The sequence below is a fragment of the Clostridioides difficile ATCC 9689 = DSM 1296 genome, from assembly GCF_001077535.1.
GTDB classification, from domain to species: Bacteria; Bacillota; Clostridia; order Peptostreptococcales; family Peptostreptococcaceae; genus Clostridioides; species Clostridioides difficile.
In genome coordinates, this window is sequence record NZ_CP011968.1 from 927412 (window position 1) to 947996 (window position 20585).

18 protein-coding genes and 1 pseudogene are annotated in these 20585 nt (G+C 28.9%); 17 read left to right on the forward strand and 2 right to left on the reverse strand.

The genetic code is table 11. The features are described from left to right. Positions 1 to 503: 503 nt before the first annotated feature. Complete coding sequence (pdcB, locus tag CDIF1296T_RS04670; protein WP_018112769.1) at positions 504 to 2174, forward strand: phosphodiesterase PdcB; 1671 nt, start codon at positions 504 to 506, stop codon at positions 2172 to 2174. Between the two features lie 121 nt (positions 2175 to 2295). Here pdcB and pflA read toward each other — a convergent pair whose 3' ends face one another. Further along, positions 2296 to 3030, reverse strand: coding sequence for a pyruvate formate-lyase-activating protein (gene pflA / locus CDIF1296T_RS04675; RefSeq protein ID WP_003437451.1), 735 nt, complete (start codon positions 3028 to 3030; stop codon positions 2296 to 2298). Between the two features lie 159 nt (positions 3031 to 3189). Then, the gene (pflB, locus tag CDIF1296T_RS04680; RefSeq protein WP_003437454.1) at positions 3190 to 5421 is read right to left on the reverse strand and encodes a formate C-acetyltransferase; all 2232 of its coding nucleotides are present in this window, start codon (positions 5419 to 5421) and stop codon (positions 3190 to 3192) included. A 358-nt stretch (positions 5422 to 5779) separates the two neighbouring features. On the opposite strand from pflB, the gene CDIF1296T_RS04685 reads away from it, so the two are divergent. The 16 genes and pseudogenes from CDIF1296T_RS04685 to spoVAE all read left to right on the forward strand — a co-directional run bounded on the left by CDIF1296T_RS04685 (position 5780) and on the right by spoVAE (position 20488). Then, the gene (locus tag CDIF1296T_RS04685; RefSeq protein WP_009895810.1) at positions 5780 to 6775 is read left to right on the forward strand and encodes a calcium/sodium antiporter; all 996 of its coding nucleotides are present in this window, start codon (positions 5780 to 5782) and stop codon (positions 6773 to 6775) included. Between the two features lie 90 nt (positions 6776 to 6865). Then, the gene (locus CDIF1296T_RS04690; protein ID WP_003437464.1) at positions 6866 to 8479 is read left to right on the forward strand and encodes a DEAD/DEAH box helicase; all 1614 of its coding nucleotides are present in this window, start codon (positions 6866 to 6868) and stop codon (positions 8477 to 8479) included. 274 nt (positions 8480 to 8753) lie between these two features. Continuing rightward, positions 8754 to 10739, forward strand: a complete 1986-nt coding sequence (locus CDIF1296T_RS04695; protein ID WP_009895812.1) for a BglG family transcription antiterminator — start codon at positions 8754 to 8756, stop codon at positions 10737 to 10739. 4 nt (positions 10740 to 10743) lie between these two features. Beyond that, a complete protein-coding gene (locus CDIF1296T_RS04700; RefSeq protein WP_003437466.1) occupies positions 10744 to 11178 on the forward strand; it encodes a transcriptional regulator GutM in 435 nt (144 codons plus the stop codon). 28 nt (positions 11179 to 11206) lie between these two features. Continuing rightward, positions 11207 to 11767 (forward strand): PTS glucitol/sorbitol transporter subunit IIC, encoded by a 561-nt coding sequence (gene srlA / locus CDIF1296T_RS04705; RefSeq protein ID WP_003418408.1) that lies wholly within the window; start codon positions 11207 to 11209, stop codon positions 11765 to 11767. Positions 11768 to 11830: 63 nt separating this feature from the next. Continuing rightward, positions 11831 to 12331, forward strand: a pseudogene (locus CDIF1296T_RS19980) (PTS glucitol/sorbitol transporter subunit IIB); the annotation flags it as partial. 39 nt (positions 12332 to 12370) lie between these two features. Then, the gene (locus CDIF1296T_RS19985; protein WP_330360532.1) at positions 12371 to 12790 is read left to right on the forward strand and encodes a PTS glucitol/sorbitol transporter subunit IIB; all 420 of its coding nucleotides are present in this window, start codon (positions 12371 to 12373) and stop codon (positions 12788 to 12790) included. Between the two features lie 40 nt (positions 12791 to 12830). Next, entirely contained in the window at positions 12831 to 13196 is a 366-nt protein-coding gene (locus CDIF1296T_RS04720; protein ID WP_003437468.1) for a PTS glucitol/sorbitol transporter subunit IIA, read from the forward strand. A 100-nt stretch (positions 13197 to 13296) separates the two neighbouring features. Next, the gene (gene srlD / locus CDIF1296T_RS04725) at positions 13297 to 14070 is read left to right on the forward strand and encodes a sorbitol-6-phosphate dehydrogenase (RefSeq protein ID WP_009895815.1); all 774 of its coding nucleotides are present in this window, start codon (positions 13297 to 13299) and stop codon (positions 14068 to 14070) included. 348 nt (positions 14071 to 14418) lie between these two features. After that, positions 14419 to 16563, forward strand: a complete 2145-nt coding sequence (locus CDIF1296T_RS04730; protein ID WP_009895817.1) for a molybdopterin-dependent oxidoreductase — start codon at positions 14419 to 14421, stop codon at positions 16561 to 16563. An 87-nt stretch (positions 16564 to 16650) separates the two neighbouring features. Further along, entirely contained in the window at positions 16651 to 16986 is a 336-nt protein-coding gene (gene spoIIAA, locus CDIF1296T_RS04735) for an anti-sigma F factor antagonist (protein WP_003418414.1), read from the forward strand. 13 nt (positions 16987 to 16999) lie between these two features. After that, a complete protein-coding gene (spoIIAB, locus tag CDIF1296T_RS04740) occupies positions 17000 to 17428 on the forward strand; it encodes an anti-sigma F factor (RefSeq protein ID WP_003418415.1) in 429 nt (142 codons plus the stop codon). Positions 17429 to 17450: 22 nt separating this feature from the next. Beyond that, complete coding sequence (sigF, locus tag CDIF1296T_RS04745) at positions 17451 to 18215, forward strand: RNA polymerase sporulation sigma factor SigF (protein ID WP_003418417.1); 765 nt, start codon at positions 17451 to 17453, stop codon at positions 18213 to 18215. Between the two features lie 279 nt (positions 18216 to 18494). Then, positions 18495 to 18932 carry a stage V sporulation protein AC gene (gene spoVAC, locus CDIF1296T_RS04750; protein WP_003418420.1) on the forward strand — a complete coding sequence of 146 codons (438 nt, stop codon included), beginning with the start codon at positions 18495 to 18497 and terminating at the stop codon, positions 18930 to 18932. Between the two features lie 166 nt (positions 18933 to 19098). Then, the gene (spoVAD, locus tag CDIF1296T_RS04755; RefSeq protein ID WP_003437476.1) at positions 19099 to 20112 is read left to right on the forward strand and encodes a stage V sporulation protein AD; all 1014 of its coding nucleotides are present in this window, start codon (positions 19099 to 19101) and stop codon (positions 20110 to 20112) included. A gap of 13 nt (positions 20113 to 20125) precedes the next feature. Beyond that, entirely contained in the window at positions 20126 to 20488 is a 363-nt protein-coding gene (gene spoVAE / locus CDIF1296T_RS04760; RefSeq protein ID WP_003418423.1) for a stage V sporulation protein AE, read from the forward strand. Positions 20489 to 20585: the final 97 nt, after the last annotated feature.

Consider the following 20585-nt stretch of genomic DNA (forward strand, 5'->3'; position numbering starts at 1 on the left):
AAATTAAAAACAAAAAATATTTATATAAATAAATATAAAAAATGATATAATCCCTATTAAAAAATTTATAGATGATGAAGAAATATCAAAATCTTATATTATAGGAAGAGACACTTCTTTGCCAAAATCTATAGAAAAACAATACCAAATCCAAAGAGAATAGGCGGAGAAAAAAATAAAATAAATTCAAGAGTAATAGAAAAGTTTTATAGAATAAAGAACTGATAACTCTTTATATAACGAAAAATAGAATTTTAAGAGAAAATGATTTAATAAATGATTTAACATGGTGTTTTAGCAGGTAAAAATAAATCACCAGTAATGATTATAGAAAAATTACTTTATGAATCTCAAAAAACTTAGTTAAGAGTAAGAGATTTGATAAGATAACTAAAGTTGGGGAAATGTGTTTGATGAGACAAAAAATTAGTAAAATAGTATAATCTAGATAAGGATATTTTGTTGATTAAACTACACTAATAGTAATATTGTAGGGGGAAAAGATGAGAGAAGAATCGAACTCTTTAAGTTTAGACCATATAGAAATTTTCTTTGAACTTTTATCTCAAAGTACAGAAGATTATATATTTTTTTGGGATATAAATAGGAATAAATTTAAAATTTCTTCAGCAATTTTTGATGAATTTAACTTAAGTAAAGAGATAGAATCTGATTTAGTCAATTGTTGGAGTAAAATTGTTTATCCGGATGATGTTCAAATATGGAAAGATGATATACAAGAATTACTACATGGAAAAAAAGGTGAGCACAATTTAGAATATAGGTTGATTAATAAATATAAAGAAATAGTATGGATTTCTTGTAGAGGTAAAGTTTATGTGTCGGATGACCCAAAAACTATATTTCTAGTTGGGAGAATAAAGAATATTGGTGAAAAAAATAAATTTGATTCTATCACAGGAACGTGGAATAGAGAACAATTTGAACATAGAATGAATTATCTTATAAAAGAGAAAATTTATAAAAATGGTGCTATGTTTATTATGGATATTGATAATTTTAAAAATATAAATGAAAAATATGGACATTCTTATGGTGACAAAGTATTGCGTGCAATTGCTACTGAAGTATTAGAATATCTTCCAAAAGATGTAAGATTGTATAGGTTAGATGGAGATGAATTTGCATTTTTTTACCCTATGTGTACTAAAGAAACTATAGAGAAAATATATGAAAAGATACAGATGTATACAAATACTCAGCATGAAATTGAATCAAATAAGTACTATTGCACAGTGACTGCAGGCGTTGCTATGTATCCAGAAGATGGAGATAATTATTTAGATTTATTTAAACATGTTGATATTGCATTGGATATAGCAAAAATTAGTGGTAAAAATAGAATTAAGTTTTTTTCACAAGAGCTCTATGAAAATAAACTAAAGGTAATTTCAATGCAACAAAAACTAAGAGAGTGCGTTGAAAATAATTTTAATGACTTTGAGCTGTTTTTTCAACCCCAGGTAAATGCTGTTACAAAAGAGGTAATAGGGGCAGAGGTACTTTTAAGATGGCATTCGAGTACTTATGGAGAAGTATCTCCTGTTGAATTTATACCAATACTAGAACAGAGTAATTTAATTATACCAGTTGGGAAGTGGATTATAAAAGAAGCTGTAAAACAGTGTAAAGAATGGCATAAAATAAATCCAGACTTTAAAATATCTGTAAATGTATCGTATATTCAGTTAAAGGAAGATTTTTTTAGAGATTTTATAGTAGAATGTTTAGTAGAGTATCAATTAAGACCTGAATTTTTAATTTTGGAATTAACAGAGAATTGTTGGATACCAGATATAAATTTACTAAATGATAAATTTATTAGTTTAAAGGGTATAGGAGTATATATTGCGATAGATGACTTTGGTACAGGATATTCATCTTTAAATTACCTTAAAGAACTGTCTGTTAATATAATAAAAATTGAAAGAAGTTTTGTTAAGAATATTACATATAATAGTTATGAATATACTTTTCTTGAATATATCATTAAATTAGCTCATATTATAAATTTAAAAGTTTGTGTTGAGGGAATAGAGTCTTATGAAGAGTATGATATAGTAAAAAGCTTAGGTGTAGATATTATTCAGGGTTTTTTATTTGGAAGACCTGTAAGTGCCTCTGAATTTTATAAATTTCAGCTATCAAAGTGATGTATATAAAATGAGATATATAGTATATAAAAATAGGGCAAAGTGGAAGTTTTGAAGTTTATTAAAAATTTACACTTTACCCTATTTTGTTATGTCTTCTATAAAGGATTAATATACTACACTAACTATTATATACTTTCACTCCAAATTTAGAGATTATTTCACTAGCTTTTTGGACATCTTCCTTAGTGGCATCAGGAACATCTTTTAGTTCATAATCGATACCTAAACTTTCCCATTTGTGTATTCCCATAGAATGGTATGGTAGCAATTCAAATCTTTCTACATTTTTCAATGTAGCTACAAATTGACCTAGTTTTTCTAAATTATCTATATCATCAGTAATGCCAGGAACTAAAACATGTCTTATCCATACAGGAATATTTCTTGATTCTAAGTGTCTAGCAAGTTTTAATGCCTTATCCATACCAACACCAGTCAAATCAATAGATTTTTCCTCAACCATATGTTTTAAATCAAGTAAAACCAAATCAGTATTATCTAAAACTGGGTCTATAGTTTCTATATCTACAAATCCAGATGTATCCAAGCAAGTGTGTATATCATTTTCTTTTGCTTTTTTAAATAATTCACTTAAAAATTCTGGTTGAAGAGTGGATTCACCACCAGAGGCAGTTATACCTCCACCAGAAAACTTCATAAAAGAAGTATACTTAAGAGCATCCGTTATTATTTCATCAACTGTGTATTCTTTTCCTGATTTAATATCCCATGTATCCCTGTTATGACAGTATTTGCATCTAAGAGGACACCCCTGAAAAAATAATATATATCTTATTCCTGGTCCATCTACAGTACCAAACGTTTCTATAGAATGTATCTTTCCCTTAATCATAGAGTTCACCTCACAATATATTTTAATAACCTTATCAATAGTTATAATATTTCTCTAAAAAAGGCCATCTTATACCAGAAATAATTCAAATATAAGATAGCCTTTTATTTTTATTTTTTACACAGTAGTAATCTTAGTTAAAGTATAAAAATTTAAAGACTAAGCCATTTTACCGTGGAATGTTCTGTTTATAACATCTAATTGTTGCTCTTTAGTTAATTTTATGAAGTTAACTGCATATCCAGATACTCTTATAGTTAATTGTGGATATTCTTCTGGATGTTCCATAGCATCTTCTAAAGTAGCTCTATCAAATACATTTACATTTAAGTGATGAGCATTTTGAGCGAAGTATCCATCCATCATTGCAGAAAGATTGTTTATTCTTTCAGTCATATCTTTTCCTAAAGCAGCAGGTACTATAGAGAAAGTATTAGATATACCATCTTGAGCATGTTCATATGGTAATTTAGCAACTGAAGATAATGAAGCTAAAGCACCATTAGTATCTCTACCATGCATTGGGTTAGCACCAGGAGCAAATGGAGCACCAGCTCTTCTACCATCTGGTGTATTACCAGTTTTCTTACCATAAACAACATTTGAAGTTATTGTAAGTATAGATTGAGTTGGATAAGAATTTCTATAAGTTTTATTCTTTCTTATTTTATTCATAAAGCTTTCAACTAACTCTACAGCTATACTATCAACTCTATCATCATTATTTCCGTATTTTGGATAATCTCCTTCTATTTCAAAATCAACAGCTATTCCTTGTTCATTTCTAATAGTTTTAACCTTAGCATGTTTTATAGCAGATAATGAGTCTGCACAAACTGATAATCCAGCCATACCACAAGCCATAGTTCTAAATATATCTCTATCATGTAATGCCATTTCTAATGCTTCATAAGAATATTTATCATGCATATAATGTATTACATTTAAAGTATTTACATATAATGTTGCTAACCAATCAGTGAATGGTTCAAATTTACTCATAACTTCATCATAATCTAAGTACTCAGAAGTTATAGGTTCAAATCTTGGTCCAACTTGAACACCAGATTTCTCATCTACACCACCATTTATAGCGTATAATAAAGTTTTAGCTAAGTTAACTCTAGCTCCAAAGAACTGCATTTGTTTACCAATTCTCATTGCAGATACACAACAAGCTATACCATAGTCATCTCCCCAGTATGCTCTCATTAAATCATCATTTTCATACTGTACTGAACTTGTATCTATAGATACTTTAGAACAGAAATCTTTGAATCCTTGAGGTAATTTAGTTGACCATAGAACTGTTAAGTTTGGCTCTGGAGAAGGTCCTAATGTATATAGAGTATTTAACATTCTAAATGAGTTTTTAGTAACTAATGTTCTACCATCTATTCCCATACCTCCTATACACTCAGTTACCCAAGTTGGGTCTCCAGAGAATAGGTTATTGTAATCAGGAGTTCTTAGGAACTTAACCATTCTTAATTTCATAACAAAATGGTCCATATACTCTTGTAATTCTTCTTCTGTTACGATTCCAGCTTTTAAATCTCTTTCAAAGTATATATCTAAGAAAGTAGATGTTCTACCTAAAGACATTGCAGCACCATTTTGGTCTTTAACAGCACCTAAATAACCAAAGTATAACCATTGTACAGCTTCTTTTGAGTTAGTTGCTGGTTTTGAGATATCAAATCCATAAGATTCAGCCATTTTTTTAAGTTCATTTAAAGCTGATATTTGCTCAGTTATTTCTTCTCTTAATCTGATAACTTCCTCATCCATGCAAGAAACTTCTAATGATTTCTTTTGCTCATTTTTATCTTCTATTAAAGCATCAACACCGTATAGAGCAACTCTTCTGTAGTCACCAATTATTCTACCTCTACCATAAGCATCTGGAAGACCTGTTATTATACCAGATTTTCTAGCAGCTCTCATTTCTGGAGTATAAACATCAAAAACTCCTTGGTTGTGTGTTTTTCTGTATTTAGTAAATATATCTTTTATTTCTGGGTCTAATTCATATCCAAAAGCTTCGCATGAATTTTCAACCATCTTTATACCACCATATGGCATGACAGCTCTTTTTAAAGGGGCATCCGTTTGTAACCCAACTATTGTTTCTAATTCTTTATCTAAATATCCTGGAGCATATGCAGCTATTCCAGAAACAGTTTTTGTATCAACATCTAAAGTACCACCATTTTCTCTTTCTTTTTTAAATAGGACCATTGCTTCGTCCCATAATTTTTTAGTATTTTCAGTGGCACCAGCTAAGAAAGAGTCATTTCCCTCATATGGAGAATAGTTTAATTGTATAAACTCTCTAACATTTATTTCTTTAGTCCATCTTCCTGTTTTAAATCCTTGCCATGCATTCATTAAGTATTTCCTCCTTAGATTTAAATGATAAATAATACTATTAAAATTAATTTTTATATACTTAATTTATTTTATATATTTTTTTAAAAATATATTTTCTAATATAATAATAGCATATTATTCGTATCCTGTATACATAAAAAATAAAAAATTGTCGCTTTAAAGTATAAAACAGATTATATGTTAATAATGTGGTGAAATTATACCCATATATAAATAAAATAAAACAAATAAATAGCTAATTAAGGAGAAAATATTTTTTATTTTTTGTTTAGGATAAATAAATTTTATTATGGAAAAAAGAAAAAGCATACATCTTCACAAACTGAATATTTATTTAATAGGGGGAGGTGATAGATTGTTTATCACAGTGGTATTATTTTTAGTAGGTTTCCTATTAATTACTAAAGGCGCAGATATCTTTATAAATTGTACTGTAGAGATAGGTAAAAAAACGAATATATCAGAAATTATACTTGGAGCTACTATAGTTAGTTTTGCAACAACATTACCTGAGTTTACAGTGTCTCTACTTGCTTCTATTGATGGTCATACTACTATGAGTTTAGGAAATGCAGTTGGTTCTATAATATGTAATACAGGGTTAGCATTAGGGTTGGTTGTTTTTATAAGTCCATTTAATGTAGATAAAAAAATGTTTTTTTCTAAGTCTTTACTATTAATAGTATCCGTTATAGTTTTAATTTTATTGAGTTTAGATGGAGTTATAACAAGAGGTGATTCATTATTACTTATAATAATATTAATCTTTTATATGGTTAATAATTATAGAAGTGTCGTTGGAAAATCTGATACTAAAAATAGAAATATTAAAAATAACACTAGTAAAGACATATCTACTAAAAAAGGGAAAAATTATAGGGGTTTTTCCGTATTAGAAATTGTAAAAATACTATTACTTTTTGCTACAGGATTGATAATGATGATAATAGGTTCACAAATCCTTATAGAGAGTGGAGTAATAATAGCTAGTTTTTTAAATATACCTCAGGGTATAGTAAGTTTAACTATAATAGCACTTGGAACTTCTCTGCCAGAGATAGTTTCGTCGATTACTGCTATAAGAAAAAATCATCATGAAATATCAGTAGGAAATATTTTGGGTGCAAACATATTGAATATAGTATCAGTAATAGCTGTATCAGCAATACCAAATAACATACCAATACTATCTCAAAATAGACAGTTGGATATACCATTCATGATATTATTATTATTAATAGTAATAATACCAACACTTAAATCTAATAAACTTAGTAGAATACAAGGTATATTGATGTTATTCACATATTTTCTGTACATATCAATTTTGTATTTCATGTATATTATTTAACTATACTGTTTAAAATATTAATTGCAGAATATCCTAAAAAAGTATATAATGGATAGGTTAAGATTAATTGATAACGGAGAGGAATAATATATGAATATAACAAAGTTTGAAGATTTACCAATAAGTGAGGGAATAAAAAAAGCTATAGCTGAAATGGGGTTTGAAGAACCATCTCCTATACAAGCACAGTCTATACCTGCGATTTTGTCAGGTAAAGACGTTATAGGACAAGCTCAAACTGGTACGGGAAAAACAGCTGCTTTTAGTATCCCTATACTAGAAACAATAGACCCAAATAATAGAAGTTTACAAGCTGTAGTGCTTTGTCCAACAAGAGAACTGGCAATACAAGTATCAACAGAAATAAGAAAGTTAGCTAAGTATTCGCACGGAATAAAGACATTACCTATATATGGTGGTCAGCCAATAGATAGACAAATAAAATCTCTAAAGAGTGGTGTGCAAGTTGTAATAGGTACACCAGGACGTACAATAGACCATATCAATCGTAAAACATTAAAGATGGATAATGTAAAAATGATTATATTAGATGAAGCAGATGAAATGCTAGATATGGGATTTAGAGAAGATATAGAAATGATTTTAAGTAAGATTCCAGAAGAAAGACAAACAACTTTCTTTTCAGCTACTATGCCAAGAGGAATTTTGGAATTAACTAAGAGATATCAAAAAGACCCAGAGCATATAAAAGTTGTTAGAAAAGAACTTACAGTTTCAAATACAAAGCAATACTATATAGAAACTAGGTCATCAAATAAATTAGAAGTATTATGTAGATTAGTAGATGTATATGACCCTAAACTATCTGTTGTTTTCTGTAATACTAAGAGAAAAGCAGACGAATTGGTAGGAGATTTACAAGCAAGAGGATATTTTGCAGATGCATTACATGGTGACTTAAAACAGACTCAAAGAGATATAGTAATGGATAAGTTTAGAAATGGTACAATAGATATACTTGTTGCTACTGATGTTGCAGCTAGAGGTATAGATGTTGATGATGTTGAATGTGTATTCAACTATGACTTACCACAAGATGAAGAGTATTACGTTCATAGAATTGGTAGAACTGGTCGTGCTGGTAGAGAAGGTATGTCATTTACTTTTGTATTTGGAAAAGAAATGAGAAAGATGAAAGATATAGAAAGATATACTAAATCTAAACTAATAAAGCATAATATACCAACAATAACTGATGTTGAAGAGAAAAAAGTAGGTACTTTCTTTGCACAAGTTAAACAAACTATAGAAGAAGGTCACTTAACTAAACAATTACAATGGTTAGAAGGTTTCTGTAATGATGAAGATTATGCAATGGTTGATATAGCTGCTGCACTTGTAAAACTATCTCTAGGTGAAGAAATGAAAGAAGAAATAATAGAAGAAAAACCTAGAAGAGAGCGTGGAGATAGAAAAGGTGGTACTGGAGCTAAAGATGGTATGATTAGATTATTTATCAATATTGGTAGAAATCAAAGAGTACAAGCAAAAGATATAGTTGGTGCCATAGCTGGAGAAGTTGGAATACCAGGTAAAGTAGTAGGTACTATAGATATATATGATAAGTATACTTTTGTTGAAATACCTAAAAAAGATGCAAAAACAGTAATTGAAAAGATGAAAGATATTAAGATAAAAGGTAATAAGATTAATATAGAAAAAGCAAATAAGAAGAAAAAATAACGTATAGTATACAAAACTATAATTAGAAAATATATAAAATAATATATTGGATATTTAAAAAGCCTGATGTGTTTTCAAAACAGATAGTAGATAATCTGTAAGAGTTAACAGCATAAGGCTTTTCTTGTTTTATATGATGTTATAATTTTCCAGATTATTGTGAAAAATGTATATTAGTTCCTTTTTTTCAAATCTGATTTGAAAAAGAGAATATTAATTATCTATATAGTTTAGATTATAATAAAAAATGTAAGATAACAAAGGGGAGAAAAAGATGTCAATGACTTATATGGACCCTAGGGTTTTTTTGATTTTAGAAATGGTGTTAGAAGAAGACACAAATACTCTAGAACAATTTTCAAATGTTTTGGGTGTTAGTACTAGGACTATCAGAAACTATATAAACCAGATTAATCGAGAATTAAAAGGTGGTATTGCTAAAATAGTTAAAAATGAAAAAGGTACATATAGTATAAGAATTGAGGATGAAAGTAAATTAATTGAGATTGTAAATTTTAATAGAGGAAAGCTATCAAATTTTATAAATTTAAATTCACCTGATGAAAGAATAAATTATGTTCTTGATATTTTAACTATGACCAACAATCCAATTACCATAGATGATTTGGCTGAAGAGATATGTATAGGAAGAACAACATTAATAAAGGATTTAAAAAAAGCAGACAGAATTTTAGCTGAATATGATTTAGAATTAAAAAGGAAGCCAAATATAGGTATGATTTTAGTTGGTGAAGAAATGGATATAAGATTATTAATCCTTGATAGATTGTATGAAAATTATATTGATGTCTTGGAAAACGTTAATCAGATAAATTTAGTTAAAGATTATGATATTGAATGTCTTAGAGATGAATTAAAAAAGTTATTTAAAAAAGAAGAACTCTACATAACAGAACAGGTCTTGAGAGATGTTGAAAGATATATAATCATGTCTGTCTTAAGAAATCTAAATGGGTACAAATTTGAAAAGATAGATAAGAGATTTGAAGTGATAAGATGTTCAGATGAATATACTTTAGGATTAAAGCTCAAAGATTTATTGGAAAAGATATTTAATATAGTTTTAAATGAAAAAGAAACCATATTTTTGACAATGCCATTAATAGGTAGAAAAGCTCCTAGTACAAAATTAGCACTTAGCAGTATAAAAATAAATGATAGCGTAAAGGAAGTTGTAGATGAAGTAACTAGTTTTTTATTAGAGACCTCAGGGATTGATTTTAAAGAAGATAAAAAGCTTATAGAAAATTTGGAATATCACTTGTATTTTGCACTTAATAGAATGAGATTCAACATAAGGGTAAAAAATCCTCTTTTACAAGAAATAAAGGAAAGATATACATTTCCATATAGTGTTGCAAAGATAGCTGCAATGATAATTGAGGAAAAGTTTGACTTGAAAATATGTGACCACGAAATAGGATATATAGCATTACATTTTGGAAGTTATTTTGAAAAAAATTCAAGAAAAGTTCTAAATGTAAATAGGGTAGCTGTTGTTTGTGGAACAGGTCTTGGGACTGCACAACTTATTAGAATAAAGATAGGAAAAATACTTGGAGAAAGTGTAGAAGTAAATACTTTTTCTGATATAGAAGCTAAAGCTAATTTAGATTTATTAAAGTATTATGATTTAGTATTTACAACAGTAGATTTCAAAACAGACTTAGATGTTCCAATTTTTAGAGTAAATGCGTTATTTAATGAAGAAAGTATAAAGAAAGAGATAGAAAATGCAATACTTTTGAAAAATAGTATAAATCTTAAGTCTATAAAAAAGATTGAAAAAAATATCCCTTTTATAGGTAAATTAATTGAAGAGGATAAGTTCTTTATATTGAATAAGAGTACGTTTATGGAAAATTTAGAAGATATGTTAGAAAAATTAGTTCATAAAGGAATTATTGATATAGAGTTCAAAAAAAAGGTATTAAAAAGAGAAAAGAAATCTTCAACAGCATTAGATAATTATATAGCATTGCCTCACTCAGTTAATACTAATGGGGAAAATCTTTATCTGGCATTTGGAATATTAGAAAAACCAGTGATTTGGGATACAAAGGAAATTAGAATAATAATATTGATGATAATTCCAGATAAGAATGTAGATAGTACAGACCTGATAATAAAAAGTTATGAAGAAGTACTTGAAGTAGGGAGAGATAAAAAGATGGTAGAAGAACTTGCTAAGGCAAAATCATTTGATGAATTTTATAAAATAATTACCAAGAGGAGGTAATAATATGGACCCAGTAATTTTTATTATAGCATCACTTATTACAGTGTATTTATTAAATATTTTTCTTGGATACTTACAGCTTAAAGATTTTAATAAAAATTATATTGAACTAAAAAGAAAAGGAAGAGTGGCAATTGGCAGAAAAAAAGGAAGAATTTCATCGGGTACAATTGTGTTGATACTTATAAATGATGATGGTGTGATTGTAGAGACTAGAAAAATGCAAGGTGTTACAGTATTGGCAAGAGTAAAGTCATTTGAAGGTTTGGTAGGAAAGAGCTTAGAGTATATAGAAAAATCAGATTTAACTGTTTACAATAAACTACTTAAAAAAGCAATACTAGATGCAGTCAAACAGTACATAACATTTGAGAAAAATAAATGTGAAGATACAAATAATCTGAGTACTGATGAAGAGTGTAGGATGGAAGTAGTTTAAAAAAATATATTTATAAGGAGGAGTTAATATGACGCAATTTTTTCAAGTATTAGCAAGTGGTGCAGATAGTTTTATGAATTTATTTAGGGCAGGTGGGCAACAATTTGTAGGTTTTGTAACAGATATAGTACCACTTTTAGTAGCATTATTAGTTACAATGAATGCAATTATCAACTTTATTGGTACAGATAGAGTCGAGAGACTTGCAAAAAAATGTTCTGCAAATATATTTACTAGATATTTGATATTACCAGTCCTTGGTACATTTGTATTTGCAAACCCAATGACACTATCATTAGGAAGATTCTTGCCAGAAAAGTTTAAACCTAGTTACTTTGCAGCAGCAAGCTTTTCATGCCATACAATGAATGGATTATTCCCACATATCAATCCAGGTGAACTATTTATATATCTAGGAATTGCAAATGGTATAACAACTTTGGGATTCTCAACAGCAGATTTAGCAGTTAGATATTTGTTAGTGGGTATAGTTGCAAACTTTATTAAAGGTGTAGTTACTGACTATACAACAAAATTTGTAGAGAAACAACAAGGAATAGCATTAAATTCAGATATAAAGATTGGATAATTACTTTAAGGTATAAATAAATTTTTCAAATAAAAAGATAGTGTATAGAGGAGGATAAATTATATGGCATTTAACAAAGTTAAAATAGTAAAAGGTTCTGGAGGATGGGGTGGACCATTGATAATAGAACCAACAGAAAAGAAGAATAAGGTAGTATATGTGACTGGGGGAGCAAAGCCAGAAACTGCAGTAAAAATAGCTGAACTTACAGGATGTGAGTTAATAGATGGATTTTCACAGGGTGTTAAAGATGATGAAATCGCATGTGTAATAATAAATTGTGGTGGAACATTGAGATGTGGTATATATCCTCAAAAGAAAATACCGACTATAAATATAATGAAAACAGGAAAAAGTGGACCATTAGCAATGTTTATAAAAGAAGATATATATGTTTCAGGGGTAAAACCAACAAATGTAGAGCAGTTATAATTGAGGTAGTAGGAGGGAAGAAATATGGCTTATGATACTAAAAAGAAGATAAGTGAGCAGAGTCAAGGAATTGTTGCAAAAATAGGTATAGCACTAGGAAATGTGACAAGTACTCTTTTTCAAGCTGGTAGGGATACTATAGATACATTAATACATACTATACTGCCTTTTATGGCTTTCGTTGCAGTCCTAATAGGTATAATAAATCAATCGGGTATAGGAAATTGGGTAGCCAATTTACTTACTCCATTAATCGGAAATGTTGGAGGTTTAGTTGTCTTATCAATAATATGTTCATTTCCGTTGTTGTCTCCGTTTCTTGGACCAGGAGCTGTTATAGCTCAGATAGTGGGGGTATTGGTTGGTACAGAAATAGGAAAAGGAAATATTCCACCAAGTTTAGCATTACCAGCATTGTTTGCAATAAACTCACAAGCAGCTTGTGACTTTATACCAGTAGGTCTTGGTCTTGCAGAAGCTGAACCTGATACAGTTCAAGTAGGAGTTCCGTCAGTTTTATATTCTAGATTTTTAACAGGTGCACCAACTGTTCTATTAGCATGGTTAGCAAGCTTTGGGTTATATAAATAGAAGAATACTTTATAAATAATTAGAGAGAGGTTCAGTTGATATGGAATTAATATACAGTACTCAAATAAATAAAATAGGAGATAATGCAAATGAATTTTTACAACATAATATGTTTGTAACTTTCAAAGATAATGCTCCTCAAGAGTTAGAAAATTACTGTTATATACATTCTGAAAATAATTTAGTAAAAGAAATACTTACGGATGATGTGCTATCAATAAATAATGTTGATTACAAAATTACTTCTGTTGGTGAGTTAGTAAACCAAAATCTTTCAGAATTAGGTCATATAACATTTAAGTTTACAGGTGAAAAAGATGGAGCAATTGGAGGAACCTTATATCTTGAAGAAAAAGAAATAGCACCTATTGGCGTAGGTACTATACTAAAAATAATTAGAAAATAAAATTTAAAACGAATCTAATCATATTATAAGTAAATTATAGATAAAAGTCAATTTAACTAATCAAGTTAACTTTTAATGTGATAAAAAAGGGGAAATGAAAATGAGAAAAGTGGCTTTAGTCGTTGGAGGAGGAAGAAGTTTAGGTGAATATTTATCTAAACATTTAGCTAAAGTAGGTTATGATGTTGCTATTGCAGATTTAAATGAAGACAACGCAAAAAAAGTAGCTGAAGAAATAAAAACTGAATTTGGTTGTAAATCTGTAGGATATAGTTGTAATGCCATAGATGAAAGACAGGTTATAAGTACTGTCAAAGCTATTGAAAATGATTTTGATAGAATAGATTTATTAGTGTACAATGCAGGAGTGGCTGTAAGTAAAAAAATAACTGATTTTGGATACAAAGATTTTAAATTTATTGTAGACGTAAATTTAAATGGGTACTTTCTATTTGCAAGAGAAGTATCTAAAGTCATGATAGCAAAAGGTATTGAGGGTAGAATAATACAGATAAATTCAAAATCAGGTAGAGTGGGAAGCAAGCATAATTCAGGATATTCAGCAGGTAAATTTGCTGGAGTAGGACTTACTCAAAGTTTAGCGCTAGATTTGGCAGAACATAAGATAACTGTAAATGCACTGATGCTCGGTAATTTACTTGATTCTGATATGTTTGAAAGTTTAATTCCTCAATATGCAGTAAAATTGGGAATACCTGAATCAGAAGTCAAGCAAGTTTATATAGATAAAGTACCTTTAAAAAGAGGGTGTAGATTTATAGATGTTGCAAATATGCTTACATTTTATGCTTCAAAGGAAGCTGAATACTGCACTGGTCAATCTATAAATATTACTGGTGGACAAGTTATGTAAGGTTTTTATGGAGTGTCTCAAGATGAACTCTTTAGTTCATGAGGCACTTTTTTGTATAAAATTAAATATATTTTCAGCATTTAAACAATGAAAAAGAGGTTTATCTTTATTTTGAGATAGCCTCATTTTTGTAATTAAAAAACATAGTGTTTAAGTAAACATATAAGATTGTTAGTTTTTTAAAAGAGAATTTTTTAATAATATTATATTTATGAAGTATTTTTAAACTTAATTTGATAAAATATAGCTATGTTTTATATACTGTAGTTTTGAACATAGAAAGTTTAATAAATTATAGTATATATGTTAATTTTTAATAAGGTAAGAAAGTAGAAAGAAGGATATTTTATGGATATAATAAAAAAATTAAGTCATGGGTGTACATTAGATTGTCATGACTGTTGTAAATTCAATGTTTATACTAAAGGAAATAATGTAGTAAAAATTGAAGGAGATAAAAATCATCCTTATACAAAAGGTTTTATATGCAAAAAAGGGATGGCCCATTTAGATAGATTAAATCATAAAGATAGAATAAAGACTCCTATGCTTAAAGTTGATGGAGTATGGAAAGAGATTTCTTTTGATAAAGCTATAGAAATAATGGCAGAAAAGCTTACATACTATAAAGAAAAGTATACATCAAAGTCTGTCATGCATTATGACCAATATGGAAGTGGGTCTGTGCTAAAATACATAGGAGATATATTTTTTAATTTTTATGGAGGTGTTAGCAGACATAAGGGGGGTCCCTGTTGGAGTGCAGGGATGCATGCTCAAAAATATGATTTTGGAGTAGCTAAGAGTCATGCTATAGAAGATATGTTAAATAGTAAAAGTATATTTGTTTGGGGAAAAAATCCAGCATATACTACAATTCATACTATGCAAATAATTAAAAAAGCTAAAGAAAAAGGGATAAAGATAGTAGTGATTGACCCCATATATACAAAAACAGCTCAAATAGCAGATAAGTATGTACAAGTAAATCCTGGAACAGATGGAGCTTTAGCTATAGCTATGGCAAAAATTATAGTAGAAGATAAATTATATGATGAAGAATATATAAACTCGTATGTTATTGGTTTTGAAGAATATAAAAAATATTTATCTTCATTGGAATTAAGTTTTTTAATTGATGAATGTGGTGTTAAAGAGAATGATATAAGAGAGTTAGTGGATTTATATACTAACAAATATTCAAGTATAAATGTTGGATATGGGCTTCAAAAATATAAAAATGGTGGAAACACAATAAGAGCAATAGATGCTTTAGGTGCTATAACTGGTCAAATAGGATTTAGTGGTGGAGGGGTAAACTATGCTAATAAAGTTTATCCGAGTGTTATAAATTCTGACCCTTACAATAGCCAATCATATGGTGAAGATAGGGAGTTTTATGTAAGTAATATCAGTAAATTTATAGAAGAATCTTTAAAAAATACATCAAATAAAGTAAATTATGCATCAGATGAACTTGATATGACATCAAATAAAGTAAATTATGTATCAGATGAACTTGATATAACATCAAATAAAACAGATTATATATCAAATGAATTGTATAATTTATCTAATAAGTCAATCAAAGATAATATTCCTATAAAGATGGCTGTGATAACTAAAAGTAATATGCTGAATCAACTGCCAGATTTAGTAGAATTGGAGAGGGTGTTTTCAAAAATTGAATTTAAAGTATGTTTTGATATGTTTATAACTGATACAGCTACTTTATGTGACATGTTTATACCATGTACAAATACACTAGAGAGTGAAGATATAATTTATAGTTCAATGACCAATCCATATATAACCTATAATGAAAGAGCTGTAAAGCCAGCACATAAATTGATGGATGAATATTACTTCTTTATGGAGCTAGCTAAAAAGATGGGATTAAATGATTATCCTTTTGTAGAAAAGAGAACTTATTTAGAAAAAGTGATTGAACCACTTAAGCGTTTTGACAAAAATCTGGATATAGAAAAACTTAAAAACAATTACTTTACTATACATAACCCTGTTGCTTGGGAAGATAAGAAGTTTGAGACTCCATCTGGAAAATACGAGCTTTATTCAGAAAGTATAAAAAACTTGGGAATAAGTCCAACACCTGTATATATAAGCAATAAATATAAAGAAATAGAAGATAAAAATATTTCTTTTAGATTATTAACTAATCATCATGCAGATACTTTATTTAGTCAGCATTTTATGGACAAAAAATCTATAGCTCAAGCATATATAAATCGGAGAATGGCTAAAAAAGTAGGTATTGAGGACAAAGATATTGTGATATTGAGGTCAAAAAAAGCAAAAATAAATGTACAAATAAATATAGATGATGGAGTAGGTAATTATATAGTAAAAATGTATGTTGGTTGGTGGAAGAAACATGGAAATCCTAATAGTTTAACAGACACTGGTATATCAGATTTTGGGGGTCAGGTAACATATAATGAAAGTATGGTAGAAATAATACGACAAAACTAGTTAAATTTCATTGAAGGAATAAAAATATAATTATAGAATTGATTAAAAGTTACTATTTTTACAAAACTATTGAAGGAGGGATTTTTGATGGTAAATTATTCCTTAGAACATAAGAATCTATACATAGAATTTATGTGCTCAGAACTAGACCACCATGTAGCCAATGAAATAAGGGAAGAAATAGATAACTTATTAAGTGTAAATCAAGTAAAAAATGTTGTATTTAATTTTGAAAATATTAATTTTATGGATTCTTCAGGTATAGGCGTCATCATAGGTAGATATAAAAAGATTTCTAATGAAGGGGGACGAGTTTCAGTAATTAATATAAGTTCACGAGTTAAGAAGATTTTTGATTTATCTGGGTTAAATAAAATTATTGGCATTTATGATACGTATGAAGAAGCTCTAAGTTCTTTGTAGGGAGGAGTATGTGATGAATAATATTATGGAAGTTAAATTTTCGGCAATATCTGAAAATGAAAGTTTAGCAAGAGTTATAGTAGCATCCTTTGCAGCTAAGTTAGACCCAACAGTAGATGAGTTAGTAGATATAAAAACTGCTGTCTCTGAGGCTGTTACGAATGCTATAATACATGGATATGAAGAAGACAGTTCTAAGTTTGTTTTCTTAAGATGTGAGATAGAAGGAAATACTATAAAGATTATAGTTGAAGATGAAGGGTATGGAATAGAAAATGTGGAGAAGGCAATGGAACCACTTTATACATCAAAACCAGAACTTGATAGATCAGGAATGGGATTCACAGTAATGAAAAGCTTTATGGACGATGTAGAGGTAAGTTCTGTAAAAGATAATGGGACTAGAATTGAAATGACTAAAAAAATAAATGTGCCTAAATAAAGTCCAAAAGTGAGGTTTTATTATGGAAGTAACTGTTGCCAGAGAAGAAAAAAAACCTCTTCTTAGTCATGAAGAGACTCTAGAACTTATTGAAAAAGTTCAAAATGGAGATGAAGAGGCAAAAGAAATATTAATATCAAGCAATTTAGGTCTAGTTAGGAGCGTTGTATCTAGATTTTTAAATATAGGATATGATAGAGAAGATTTATTTCAGTTAGGTTCTATAGGCTTAATAAAATCAATATATAAATTTGACCCAAAATTTAATGTAAAATTCTCTACTTATGCAGTACCAATGATTTTAGGTGAAATAAAGAGATACTTAAGAGATGATGGTATGATAAAAGTATCAAGGTCGTTAAAGCAAATAGCTGTAAAGGCAAAGATGGAAAGTGAAGCTTTAACTAAAAAATTAGGTAGAGAGCCGAGTATAGAAGAATTAGCTAAAGCAATAGATGTAGAAAAAGAAGATTTAGTAATGGCTATGGAAGCTAATTTCAATGTTGAGTATTTGCAAGGAGTTATTCATGAAGAGGAAGGTTCTCCAATATGCCTTATTGATAAAATAAGCATGAAAGGAGAAAGTGAAGAAGAAAAAGTAGTGGATAACATATTGTTAAAAGACATACTTGGAAGACTGGATAAGAGAGAGCGTCAAATAATAGTTCTCAGATACTTTGAAGACATGACTCAAAGTGAAATAGGAGAGATGCTCAATATATCACAAGTTCAAGTATCTAGGATAGAGAAGAAAGTATTGTCTAAGTTAAAAGAATATATATCGTGATAATACTTATGATATGTAGAATAACAAAATATAATAAATATATTACTAAAATAAAATGTAATAACTTTTTATGTTAAGTTTTTAAATTATTAAAAGATATTAAAATAATAAAAAGCATTAAAAAAGTAAAAATATAAAAACAAGGTGTCTTTATGGAAAAATAGATTTTTTCTTTATTAGACATCTTTTTTATTTTTTGACCAAACTTTAGATAGTCAAAATAAATAATAGGTTTATTTTTTTAAAATTAACAAATAATACTTTAGAGAGGTGTTTAGTATGGATAAAAATTATAAAAAATATGTAGACCAAATAAGCCCAAAACCTACATATTTAAAAAACTATACACTTGCATTTATTGTAGGTGGAATTATTTGTATGATAGGGCAAGCAATAAATGATTTGTATATGAAAGTTGGAGGTCTTGATAAACTAGGTGCTAGTTCTGCAACATCAATAACATTAATATTTATAGGGGCATTTTTAACTGGATTAGGAGTCTACGACCTAATAGGAAAAAGAGCTGGAGCTGGTTCTATAATTCCAATAACAGGTTTTGCTAACTCAATAGTATCTCCAGCAATGGAGTATAAAAGAGAAGGCTATGTATTAGGTGTAGGTGCAAACTTATTTAAAATTGCAGGACCAGTTTTAGTTTATGGGATAGGTTCTTCTATTTTATGTGGAATTATTTATTATATTTTTAAGATGTTTTAGATGATTTTTATTTAATTTAAATTTTATTAATTATGAAGAAGGTATAAAATCTGAAAATAGCTACTAAAGTAACTAATTGAAAAATAATTGTGCAGATTTAATTAAAATTTTTAATTAATATTAAAAATTTGAATAGTAAAATGCAAAATTAAAAAGGTGTGAAAATATGAAAAATAAAAGAATTGGAAAAAGAACAGTCAAGTTAGAAAATAAACCAACCATAATATCAACTGGAACTATAGTAGGTCCTAAGGAAGGTGAAGGACCACTAAAGGACTATTTTGATATGATTATGACTGACGATTTATATGGTGAAAAGACTTGGGAATTAGCTGAAAGTAAAATGGTAGAGACTGCATCTCAACAAGCTATCCAAAAGGCAGGTAAAAAATTGTCAGATGTAAATTATATGCTAGGTGGCGATTTAATAAATCAAATAGTTCCAGCATCATTTGCAGCAAGAGAACTGGCTATTCCATTTTTAGGTATATATGGAGCTTGTTCTACAATGGCAGAAGGTCTTTGTATAGGTTCTATGCTTATAGATGGTGGTTTTGCTGATTTAGTACTGTCAGGTACATCAAGTCACTATTGTACAGCAGAAAGACAATTTAGATTCCCACTTGAACTTGGAAATCAAAAACCAATGACAGCCCAGTGGACAGTTACAGGAGCAGGAAGTGTATTATTAGCTCCTAATGGAGACGGTCCAAAAGTAAAGTATGTTACTGTTGGTAAAGTAATAGATGAGGGTATTGATGATGGTAATAATATGGGACCAGCTATGGCTCCAGCAGCAATAGATACTATCTACTCTTACTTTGAAGATACTAATGATGACCCAAATAGCTTTGATATAATTGCTACTGGAGATTTAGGTACTCTTGGAAAACAGATAGCAGAAGACTTTCTAAAAGAAAAAGGTGTAGATATATCAAAAGTTTATACTGACTGTGGTATAGAGATGTTTAACCTTAAAGAACAAGATGTCCACTGTGGTGGAAGTGGATGTGGGTGTTCAGCTACAGTGTTTGCAGGATATATATATGATAAGTTGAGAAAAAAAGAATTTAACAAAGTAATGCTTGTATCAACAGGAGCACTACTTTCACCGACAAGTACACTACAAAAGCAGACAATACCATGTGTTGCACATGCAGTAGTAATAGTAAATGAGTAGGAAGTGATATAATATGTTAATGGACTATGTAAGAGTATTTATTGTAGGTGGAATTATATGTTTAATAGCCCAAGTAATGATGGATTATTTCAAAATGCAAACTCCATATGTTATGGTAACGTATGTAACAACTGGTGTAGTTTTAACTTTTCTAGGACTTTATGAGCCATTAGTTAAGTTTGCAGCAGCAGGTGCAACAGTTCCTATAATAGGATTTGGATATTCACTTGCTACAGGAGTAATAAAATCAATTCAAAGTGATGGTTTTTTAGGTATTTTTTTAGGAGGTACAACTGCTACAGCTGGTGGAATAGCAGCAGCTATATTCTTTGGATATATTATGTCAGTAGTATTTACTCCAAAAGCAAAACCATAAATCTTTATTAAAAGAATAATAAGTTTTTGAAATAATAACTTTTTATAAAGCAGGTGGATATCTTTTAGATTCCACCTGTTTTTTATATAAAGAAGCG

What these genes read in the sequence shown, in the direction of transcription:
- pdcB (WP_018112769.1), top strand. Translation starts at nt 504, where the DNA reads ATGAGAGAAGAATCGAACTCTTTAAGTTTAGACCATATAGAAATTTTC.
- pflA (WP_003437451.1), bottom strand. Translation starts at nt 3,030, where the DNA reads ATGATTAAGGGAAAGATACATTCTATAGAAACGTTTGGTACTGTAGAT.
- pflB (WP_003437454.1), bottom strand. Translation starts at nt 5,421, where the DNA reads ATGAATGCATGGCAAGGATTTAAAACAGGAAGATGGACTAAAGAAATA.
- CDIF1296T_RS04690 (WP_003437464.1), top strand. Translation starts at nt 6,866, where the DNA reads ATGAATATAACAAAGTTTGAAGATTTACCAATAAGTGAGGGAATAAAA.
- CDIF1296T_RS04695 (WP_009895812.1), top strand. Translation starts at nt 8,754, where the DNA reads ATGTCAATGACTTATATGGACCCTAGGGTTTTTTTGATTTTAGAAATG.
- CDIF1296T_RS04700 (WP_003437466.1), top strand. Translation starts at nt 10,744, where the DNA reads ATGGACCCAGTAATTTTTATTATAGCATCACTTATTACAGTGTATTTA.
- srlA (WP_003418408.1), top strand. Translation starts at nt 11,207, where the DNA reads ATGACGCAATTTTTTCAAGTATTAGCAAGTGGTGCAGATAGTTTTATG.
- CDIF1296T_RS19985 (WP_330360532.1), top strand. Translation starts at nt 12,371, where the DNA reads ATGGCTTTCGTTGCAGTCCTAATAGGTATAATAAATCAATCGGGTATA.
- CDIF1296T_RS04720 (WP_003437468.1), top strand. Translation starts at nt 12,831, where the DNA reads ATGGAATTAATATACAGTACTCAAATAAATAAAATAGGAGATAATGCA.
- srlD (WP_009895815.1), top strand. Translation starts at nt 13,297, where the DNA reads ATGAGAAAAGTGGCTTTAGTCGTTGGAGGAGGAAGAAGTTTAGGTGAA.
- CDIF1296T_RS04730 (WP_009895817.1), top strand. Translation starts at nt 14,419, where the DNA reads ATGGATATAATAAAAAAATTAAGTCATGGGTGTACATTAGATTGTCAT.
- spoIIAA (WP_003418414.1), top strand. Translation starts at nt 16,651, where the DNA reads ATGGTAAATTATTCCTTAGAACATAAGAATCTATACATAGAATTTATG.
- spoIIAB (WP_003418415.1), top strand. Translation starts at nt 17,000, where the DNA reads ATGAATAATATTATGGAAGTTAAATTTTCGGCAATATCTGAAAATGAA.
- sigF (WP_003418417.1), top strand. Translation starts at nt 17,451, where the DNA reads ATGGAAGTAACTGTTGCCAGAGAAGAAAAAAAACCTCTTCTTAGTCAT.
- spoVAC (WP_003418420.1), top strand. Translation starts at nt 18,495, where the DNA reads ATGGATAAAAATTATAAAAAATATGTAGACCAAATAAGCCCAAAACCT.
- spoVAD (WP_003437476.1), top strand. Translation starts at nt 19,099, where the DNA reads ATGAAAAATAAAAGAATTGGAAAAAGAACAGTCAAGTTAGAAAATAAA.
- spoVAE (WP_003418423.1), top strand. Translation starts at nt 20,126, where the DNA reads ATGTTAATGGACTATGTAAGAGTATTTATTGTAGGTGGAATTATATGT.